This window comes from Pseudomonas sp. ANT_J12, from assembly GCF_008370045.1.
GTDB lineage: Bacteria > Pseudomonadota > Gammaproteobacteria > Pseudomonadales > Pseudomonadaceae > Aquipseudomonas.
The window spans coordinates 1-2,108 of the sequence record NZ_VOBN01000046.1 but is presented as its reverse complement, the minus strand read 5'-3'; the positions used below and the strand labels follow the sequence as shown (position 1 = coordinate 2,108).

Below are 2,108 nucleotides of genomic sequence, written 5' to 3'. Positions count from 1 at the left end.
GTAAACGCTCCATGAACCCCACACTCAAAGTCACCACCTGATCCCAGACGCGGTGCCCCATATTTCTATACCTGTGGCACATAAATAGCTCACCTACCATTTTGCTGGCATAAAAATGCCACTGTTTAGCTATTTTAGTGGCACAAAAATGTCAAAGTTTGGCCATTTCAATGGCACAAAAATGCCAAGACCAGGTATTTCAGGTGGCACAAAAGATGCGCGCTATTTCTGTGGTATTTAAATGCCATTTCAATGCCACGGAAATGCAGAAGCACGCCCTATCTGTGCTCATGTGAGCCATTTTGGACCTGTACCGGGGGTAGGATTATTTTTGTACCGGGGGTAGGATTTTATATTTTTACAGGGCTTTGGAGGCCCAAAAAACGTACCGAGTCTATTACGTGTTGGGTGGATTTGGCGGTACACCAAAGGATGTCGAGGCTTCCCTAGCATACGATTCGATCCACTCACCCCCCGTTTAGGGTTCAGGTTTAACGTGATATCTCTGGCGAGCAGTTCCACGGCAACAGTGCCTCATAGTCTGCCACCGACTGCGCATGTGGTAACTGCTCCAGTACGTGGCGTAGCCACGTATAAGGCTCTTGGCCGTTGACCTTGGCGGTCTCCACTAGGCTGTAGATCTGAGCACTGGCGGTAGCGCCTTTGGCCGTGTCGCTGAACAGCCACGCCTTGCGACCGATAACAAACGGCTTTATCGCGCGTTCCGCCGCATTGTTGTCGATCGGTAAAAACCCGGCCTCCACGTAACGCTCCAGCCGGCTCCAATTGTTGGCAAGATAGTTAACCGCCTTGCCCAGCACACTTTGCGGCGTCACTTGGGACTGCGTTTTATCCAGCCAGCTTTTCAACTGGGCCAGGATCGGCAGGCTCTTTTCCTGTCTGCCGATAAATCGTTGCTCGTCACTGACGCCCTTCAGTTCACGCTCGATGCCGTACAGCTTGTTGATCATCGTCAGGGCGATATCGGCACGTCCCGCCTTGCCCTTGGGCTGTACCTTTTGAGCATCGACAAACTTGCGCCGCACATGGGCCATGCACGCCAGACGTTCCACTCCGGGCTGTAATGCCAAGGCGTTGTAACCCGCGTAATCATCGGTCATGACGTAGCCACGATAACTTTCCAGCAGGCGCAACGGCACTTCCTGCGCACGGCTGGAGGTGTAGTCAAACAGCACGACTTTTCGATCCGGCGGCCCGCTGGCTTGCACCCACATCCAGGATTGGCTGGTTGGGTCTCGATCCGGTTCTTTAAGTACCTGGACGCGGGTTTCATCACAGTGGACGACAGGGCTTTCCAGCAACCGATCCCGCATCAGATTTAATAACGGTTGCAAGTGCTCGCCGCACTGGATGACCCAGCGCGCCAACGTTTGGCGAGGGATGTCCACACCATGACGGGCAAGTACGGTTTCAAATCGGTGGAGCGGCAGGCCGTCGACGTATTTAGTGGTCAACAACATCGCCAAGACACTCGGACTGGCCATGCTCTTTTCGATCAACTGAGCCGGTTTGTCAGCAGTGACCGGCGCCGCTTCACAACCACGACACCCGTAGACTTTGCGGATGTGTTTGATCACGCGGATTTGCATCGGCACGATATCCAGCTGCTCGCTAGTTTCTTCGCTGACGACATGCTTGCGGCAACCACAGGCACACGTCAGTTCGTGCTCGGGAAGTTCGTGGATGACTTCGATGCGCGGCAGATCAGCAGACAGAGGCTTGCGCTTGCCACGACGTGAAGTCGGAGCAACAACTTCTTCGTCAGCGTCGCCGATTGAAGGCATCGGCTCGCTTTCGGGCTCGTTGAACAACGCCAGTTGAGGGGTATTGGGTTCAACGGTCTGCTCGGATTTGCGACCGAACAAACGGTCGCGCAGCAGCTTGATCTGTTCTTTCAGATCGACGATATGAGTCTGGTATGCCTCAGCCGTTACCTGCTGACGACTGAGTGCCTCAAGCAACATTTGCTTGAGCAGAACAGGGTCGTCAGGGAGGTCTTCGGGCATCAAATTCATGCCCGGATTATACCCGTCAGGCGACGAATCTTGGCGTTAAAACCTTGTGTGGACGGTTGCGCCAGAGATCAA

Annotated in this window: 1 protein-coding gene; it reads right to left on the bottom strand. The window is 54.0% G+C overall.

The features are described 5' to 3' along the window. Window positions 1–491 precede the first annotated feature (491 nt). On the bottom strand, window positions 492–2,036 hold the full coding sequence (locus tag FQ192_RS33795) for an IS66 family transposase (RefSeq protein WP_149662277.1): 1,545 nt from the start codon (window positions 2,034–2,036) through the stop codon (window positions 492–494). Window positions 2,037–2,108: the final 72 nt, after the last annotated feature.